Genomic DNA, 7,502 nt, shown 5'->3' on the forward strand with positions numbered 1-7,502 from the left:
AAAAGGAATAAAATAACTGCCTCAACATCAAAAAATAGTCCGTGCCGCAGCTGCAGAACAGACGCTTTGTTTGCTAATTGGGAGCCAGCCGAGATAAAGCGAATGTTCATACATAAGCGAAAAAGTAATTAAGAAATTATCCATCATTCATATTGCCTAGATGATTGGTTACCATTTCGCACATGTGGATGCCTTGCTCACGCCCAATCGTTCGTGTCGCATGGGAAACTTGCAATCACGAACGGTACCCGGCTTATTTAGCTGGACGAATTCCCGTCACGACGGGCGCGGTTCCACTCCCCTTCAAGTCGAATGTCACCTGGTCTCCGACTTTGAGGCCTTGTAGCATTTTCTCATCTGATACTTTGAAGCCCATTGTCATTGCCGGCCAGTTTAGTTCTTTGATGGGTTGATGTGCCAAGGTAACGGTTTTCTGTTTCGGGTCGAGGCTCTTGATGACCCCGGTCCCATGAGAAATCATTTCGCCAGCATCGGCTTGGCCCATCTTCATGCCCTGCATGTCTGCAGCAAATACGGGCGCAATGCTGCCCAGCGATGCGGTAAAAAGCATGGCGTACATAAGGTTCTTCATGGCAACTTCCTTTCACTTTGAGGATAAACTAAGCCGGGATTGGCTTTGGGTTGACGGCCGCGCATCAAGCGATATGCAGCCGGAATGACGAACATCGAAAGCAATGGCGCGGTGATCATGCCGCCGACCATCGGCGCTGCAATCCGGCTCATGACTTCGGAGCCGGCGCCGCTTCCCCACAGAATCGGAATCAGGCCCGCCAGGATGACCGCCACGGTCATGGCCTTTGGGCGAACCCTGAGCACGGCACCTTCGCGGATGGCATCCTCCAGTACTGGAACTGAGATAGCGCCTATCTGTTGTTCACGTACAGAGACTGCCTGTTTCAGGTACAGCAGCATGACGACGCCGAATTCGGCGGACACGCCTGCAAGAGCGATGAACCCGACACCGGTGGCAACCGAGAGGTTGTAGCCCTGGAGATAGAGAAACCAGATGCCGCCGACCAGGGCAAATGGCAGTGAGGCCATGATCAATGCTGCCTCATCGAAGCGCCGGAACGTCAAATAGAGCAGTACAAAGATAATCATCAGCGTTGCCGGCACCACCAGTTTCAAACGTGCATTTGCCCGTTCCAGGTATTCGAATTGTCCTGAGTAGGCAATGCTCAGCCCGGGCGTCAGCTTTACATTGGAACTGACGGCGGCGCGCAAATCGGCAACCACAGATGAAAGATCCCGGTCCCGGACATCGACATAGATCCAGCCGCTGGGCCGCGCATTTTCACTCTTGAGCATGGGTGGGCCATCGCTGATCTTCAGCTTGGCGACGGTTCCAAGGGTGATCTGCTGGCCGCTGCCGGTCAGGATCGGCAGATCGCGCAGCCGCTCCAGCGAGTCCCGAGTCTCTCTCGGGTAGCGAACGCTGATCGGATAACGTGCCAGTCCCTCAACCGTCTCACCGACATTCTCCCCACCGATGGCCGACGAGACGATGCTTTGCACATCAGCGATATTGAGACCGTAGCTGGCGGCGATCAGGCGGTCGATATCGACATCCACGTAACGTCCGCCACTGAGACGTTCGGCGAGCGCGGAGCTGACGCCCGGCACCGTTTTGGCAACCTGTTCGATTTCTTGCGCCGTCTTGTCGATATCAGCCAGGCTTGTGCCTGACACTTTGATGCCAATCGGGCTTTTAATCCCGGTGGCCAGCATGTCCAGTCTGTTACGGATGGGCGGCACCCATATGTTCGACAGGCCAGGCACTTTGACGACCCGGTCAAGCTCATTCACCAACTTCGCCGGTGTCATGCCGGGGCGCCACTGATCACGCGGCTTGAATTGAATGGTCGTCTCGAACATCTCCAGGGGGGCGGGATCGGTCGCGCTCTCGGCACGGCCAGCTTTGCCGAAGACACTGGCGACTTCCGGAACCGTCTTGATCAGGCGATCGGTCTGTTGCAGCAGTTCGGCAGCTTTGGATGCGGACAAGCCTGGCAAGGCAGACGGCATATAGAGGAGATCCCCCTCATCCATCTGCGGTAAGAACTCACCGCCCAAACGGCTGATCGGCCATAAGGTCGTCAACAGCGCAAGCGCCGCAATTGCCAATGTCGTCCTAGGCCGGCGCAAGACGGCTTCCAGTAACGGCCGATAGTAACGAATCAGCCAGCGATTGAGAGGATTGCTGTTCTCCGAGGGGATCTTCCCGCGGATCATGTAGCCCATCAGGATCGGGATCAGCGTGACGGATAATCCGGCGGCACCGGCCATTGCATAGGTCTTGGTGAATGCCAATGGCCCGAATAAGCGCCCCTCCTGCGCCTCCAAGGTGAATACTGGGATAAACGACAGGGTAATGATCAACAAGCAGAAAAACAGCGTTGGTCCGACCTCTGCGGCCGCCTCACCGATAACTCTCCAATGGGTTTCCCCCTGCAAAGGTTGCCCAGGGTGTCGATGCTTCCACTCTTCGATATGCTTGTGCGCATTCTCGATCATGACAACGGCGGCATCGACCATCGCACCAATCGCAATGGCGATCCCTCCGAGGGACATAATGTTGGCATTGACGCCCTGATACCGCATGACGATGAAGGCAATCATGATGCCCAGCGGTAGAGAGACGATGGCGACCAATGCGGAACGCAGATGCCAGAGAAACAGGCCACAAACGACCGCAACGACGATGAACTCCTCAAGCAGCTTGTGCGACAGGTTGTCGATGGCGCGATCGATCAATTGGCTGCGGTCGTAGACGGGTACGACCTCAACACCGGCGGGTAGGCTTTTTTTGAGCTCATCCAGTCGACTCTTGACGGCCGCAATGGTATCCCGCGCATTCTTGCCTGAGCGCAGGATGATGACGCCGCCCACGGACTCGCCTTCGCCATTGAGTTCCGCAATGCCGCGGCGCATCTCTGGCCCGAATTGGATGGTCGCCACATCGCCCAGTTTGACGGGTACGCCATTTCTCCCCGTCGCCAAGGGAATGTTGCGGAAGTCCGCCAGCGTCTTCAAATAGCCGGAAGCCCGCACCATGTACTCGGTTTCCGCCATCTCCAACACCGAGCCACCGGTTTCTTGGTTGGCCTTCTTGATCGCGTCGACGACCTTGTCTTGCCCGATGTTGTAGGCCGCCAGTTTCACCGGGTCGAGCACCACCTGGTATTGCTTGACCATGCCGCCTACCGTTGCGACTTCGGCGACATTGGGCAGGCTCTTGAGCTCATATTTCAGGAACCAGTCTTGCATGCTACGTAACTGGGCCAGGTCGTGTTGTCCGGTCCTGTCGACCAGCGTGTACTCATAGATCCAGCCGACGCCGGTAGCGTCCGGTCCCAGTGATGCCTTGGCCGAGGCCGGAAGGCGCCCCTGCACCTGGTTGAGATATTCCAGTACGCGAGAACGCGCCCAATACATGTCGGTGCCGTCCTCAAACAAGACATAGACGAAGGAGTCCCCGAAGAACGAGTAGCCCCGCACGGTCTTTGCCCCCGGCACCGACAGCATGGTAGTTGCCAGCGGATACGTTACTTGGTTCTCGACGATTTGCGGTGCCTGGCCAGCATAGGTAGTCCGGATGATGACCTGAACATCCGAAAGATCGGGCAACGCGTCCACAGGGGTGGTCTTGAGTGCCCATAAACCCCAGCCCCCCAGAAAAAGCACGCCAAACAAGACCAGGAAGCGGCTGCGAAGCGACCATTTGATGAGTTTTTCGATCATGGCGTGCTCCGATCCAGCTTCACGATCACATAATCGCCATTTCTCTCTTGGAAACCGAAATGCACGCTATCTCCGGTCTTGAGACCTGCTGCCATCTCAGGCCGCGCCAGCTTGAAGGACATTGTCATGGCTCCCCAACCCAGCGTTGGAACCGGACCATGCGAGAGCGTGATGTCAGGGCCCTGCAGTGATTCGATTTTCCCGGTCGCCTCATTGAGTGGCATCTGGGCGCTCTTAGCGTCGGCGCCTGGTGAAGTGTTCAGCCGCGCGAGCACGCCTTTAAGGCTGGCCTCGGAATCGATGAGGAATTGACCAGACGTGACAACTTGTTGGCCTTCGGTGACGCCATCCAGGATGGCACTCTTGCCATCGGATTCTTGGCCAAGCTTCACTTCGACCGGCTGGTAGCGACCATCGCCTGTTGTGACCAGCAGGATATTGCGCGCGCCGGTGCGAATCACCGCTTCAGACGGTACCAGTAGACTTGGTGCTGCCTTGCCGCCTCCTAAGCCGATTTGCGCATACATGCCCGGCTTCAATTTGCCATCGCGATTGGGCAACTCGGCGCGAACCCGGAGGGTACGGCTGTCGGCGTTGCTCTCCGGCAGAACGGCAAGGATCTTGCCTGTAAATTTTTCGCCTGGGTACGCCGCAAAATCCGCTTCCAGCTTGCCGCCGACGTTGACCTGTGCGGCTTGCGCCTCAGGAATTGCCGCTTCTAGCCACAAGGTATCGAGCCCGTTGATCCTGGCCAAAGACGCTCCGGCCGATACCGTCATTCCACTCCTGACATCCAAGGTCTGAATCAAGCCCGCAATAGGTGCAGCGATGGTCACTACCGTCTGAGGTCGGCCGCTTTTCTCTACACGGCTAATCAGATCACCCGACATCCCGAGCAACTGCAGACGTGTGCGGGCGGCCTGGATCAGCGCCAGGTCCTTCGTACCGAGCACCGCCAAAAATTCCGCTTGGGCGCCAGCCCATTCCGGAATGAGCAAGTCCACCAGGGGCGCGCCGCGTGCAATGACGTCGCCAGAAGCACGTGCGTAGACCCGCTCAACAAAGCCGTTGCTTCGGGCCTGGACAATCGCCACCTGGCGATCATTGAGCTGCACGTTGGCGACAGCGCGCACGGTGCTCGAAAAGCTGCCACGCTCGACCTTGGCGGTGCGCATTCCCAAGTTCTGGCTAATTCCAGAGTCAATCTTGACGCCGGCGCCGTCACCTTGCTCATCCGCATATTTTGCGACCAGTTGCATGTCCATGAACGGCGACTTTCCCGGCTTGTCGAAACGCTGATTCGGCATCATCGGGTCGTACCAATACAGTACCTTGCGTTCAACTTGCGTGGCCGGATTCTCTGTCTTGATAGGCATGGCTTCGGCGCCGGCGGCGCGATGGGCCATCCAATATCCACCCATGCCGCTCACCGCGGCAACCGCCGCGATCAGTACGGCGATCTGGTAAGTGCTTTTTTTCATTGTTGATCTCCCCCATAGGCGAAATAAAGTTGGGCGGCGACTGCGGATCTTTGCGCCTCCAAATCGATGATTTTCAGGCGCTGGTCGACGACTTCCCGGCGTGCCGCCAGGACTGACGTTAAGTCACTTTTTCCTGCGCGATAGCTGGCATATTGGAGGTCGGTTTTTTGCTGTGCCAAAGGCAAGGCCGTCTGGTTGGCACGTTCAAGCTGGCGGGTCAAGGACTGGTAGTCGGCTAAATCGCTTTCGAGCTCGTTGGTGTGATCGCGCAGCATGGCCTCACGATCTGCATCGATGCGATATAGCTCTTGCTGTTTAGCCGCGATGAGTGGATCTTGCCTTGTCGCGGGGGAAACCGGAATCTCGAACGTGAACTGGACCGATACCATATTGCCAAAGCGCGGATCACGTCGCTGATAGGCCAGCTCGACACCCCAATCCGACTTTTTCATCGCCTGCGCTTGGCGCAATTCAGCTTCCGTCTTGTGGCTCTCCGCAGAAAAGGCTTCCAGTTCCGGATGCTTGTGCAAGTGATCGCGTAAATGGTCAGCATCGATGCGCAGCTCAGGCAAAGCATCGACCAGCGGTTCATCGGCGTCACCACCCACATAGCGGCGGAGGCCTGACTTGGCCTTGACGAGGTCGCGGATCAGCTCATCACGACGGTCAGCCAATTGAGCCGCTTCCTGCTTCGGCATCACGCTATCGGCCACCTGGGTACGACCAGACGCGATCTGGGCCCGCACGGCATCTGCCAGAAGCAAATTCTCTTTGTCCAAATCATCGAATAGCGAGATCTTGCGTTCCAAAAAATAGCGGTTGAGCCAAGCCAAGGCCGTGGCTCTGCGCAGCTTGAGGCGCTCCACTTGCCGCTGTGCCTCCGCAGTTTCGATTGAAGCTTCGGCCACGGCCACACGGGCCTGGCGCTTGGCGGCATTGGGGAAATCCTGCATGACGCCGATTTTCTGCATCGTCATCGAATCGGCATTAAGCCTGCCTCGATCCGGGCCAGAAATAGGATAGTTGTCGATACCGGCAAAGATCTTGGGGTCAGGCAAGGAGCCGGCGGGGATTGCCTCCGACTGGGCTGCCGCGATTTGTGCTCTATTAGAGGCTAGATTGGGAGACTGGCGCTCGGCAATCTCGAGCGCAGCGTTAAAAGATAAGGGGGCCGCGTGGGCAAGACCGGACATCCCCGCCAGCAAAGCAAGCAGGGCCCTGGATATCCTGCGAAAGGACATGATTGTGCACTCCATGGCGTGACTGCGCGAAAAATGCGCGAACGACCACTTGGCGATCAGGCCAAGCGTGTCAGGGAATCAGCAACAATCAGAGTGAGCGAGGGGGACGCCACAATCCGGACGGATCGCGGGAAGGAAGAAACGATTCGGGCAACAGGGAGACTGTCGCGACCAGAGGCAGAGCATGAAGATTGATTTCGGCGGAAGGCGTGGTCGACGGAAACACCTGGCAAATCTTACAGGCGTCTCCCATCTTGCAAGGCGCCGTTGTTTTTTTTGAGCGACTTTCATCCGACATGCTCATTACACAAATTTCATCTGAGCTGGTTCCGGAGACTGTCATCTCTGTGGCCGGAATAACACTGCGAACAAAATCCACCATACGTACCGCTGCCAAGCCCTCAAGGGGAATGGCAATGGCCAAAATCATGATCAGAAATGTACGAAGTAACTTCATAGCATAGATTATAGATCATGTTGTTCAACGCGAGATTCAAATAGAGCGCTGATTGTGGCAGGAATTGAGTTTCTGAGCGCTGCTGTGGGGATCAACCGGAAAAGAATAAATATTGGACTCTCATAAAGTTGTCCCGTTGAGCAACATGCACTCAACGGGACGCATAACACTACGAATGTGAATGTGCACCTGTCGTCAAATTCTCTTTGCGGCTATCACAATTCCGTTGCCTGCAAATGAATCTAGAACTCATTTCATAAATAGCGCCGCATGAGGATGACGGAGAAAGCGAGATGAACAAAGCCGGTGTAATGATCGGCGCAACGCTCCCATCGGGTCAGTACACGCTTGAAGGCATTAAGCCAGGCAAAGAGCCGTTCGATCTTCCATCGGCGCCGGTATCGGCGCAGCGCCCGGCCATCTTGAGTGACCGCTCTTTTTCGATTGCTCTTGTGTGGTGCGATCAGTTCAATGCCTTTGGCAGCAAGTCTTTGATCGAGCGGATCACTATCGTAGGCGCGATCCCCAATAATTCGTTCGGGTCGTCCCACGGTGACAATC

Annotated in this window: 6 protein-coding genes; all 6 read right to left on the minus strand. The window is 56.5% G+C overall.

Translation table 11 applies throughout. The features are described from left to right. Positions 1-253 precede the first annotated feature (253 nt). A complete protein-coding gene (locus tag HWE01_RS09150) occupies positions 254-592 on the minus strand; it encodes a copper-binding protein (protein WP_241821582.1) in 339 nt (112 codons plus the stop codon). Beyond that, a complete protein-coding gene (locus HWE01_RS09155; RefSeq protein WP_241821583.1) occupies positions 589-3,762 on the minus strand; it encodes an efflux RND transporter permease subunit in 3,174 nt (1,057 codons plus the stop codon). Before HWE01_RS09155 ends, HWE01_RS09150 begins: the two co-directional genes overlap by 4 nt. Next, complete coding sequence (locus HWE01_RS09160; RefSeq protein WP_241821584.1) at positions 3,759-5,243, minus strand: efflux RND transporter periplasmic adaptor subunit; 1,485 nt, start codon at positions 5,241-5,243, stop codon at positions 3,759-3,761. Before HWE01_RS09160 ends, HWE01_RS09155 begins: the two co-directional genes overlap by 4 nt. Then, on the minus strand, positions 5,240-6,484 hold the full coding sequence (locus HWE01_RS09165; protein WP_241821585.1) for a TolC family protein: 1,245 nt from the start codon (positions 6,482-6,484) through the stop codon (positions 5,240-5,242). Before HWE01_RS09165 ends, HWE01_RS09160 begins: the two co-directional genes overlap by 4 nt. 88 nt (positions 6,485-6,572) lie before the next feature. After that, a complete protein-coding gene (locus HWE01_RS09170) occupies positions 6,573-6,941 on the minus strand; it encodes a hypothetical protein (RefSeq protein WP_241821586.1) in 369 nt (122 codons plus the stop codon). A gap of 254 nt (positions 6,942-7,195) precedes the next feature. Then, positions 7,196-7,502 (minus strand): transposase (locus HWE01_RS09175; protein ID WP_241821587.1); only part of this gene is annotated, 307 nt, incomplete at its 5' end.

The sequence above is a fragment of the Herbaspirillum sp. C7C8 genome (assembly GCF_022627875.1).
Lineage (GTDB): Bacteria > Pseudomonadota > Gammaproteobacteria > Burkholderiales > Burkholderiaceae_D > Herbaspirillum.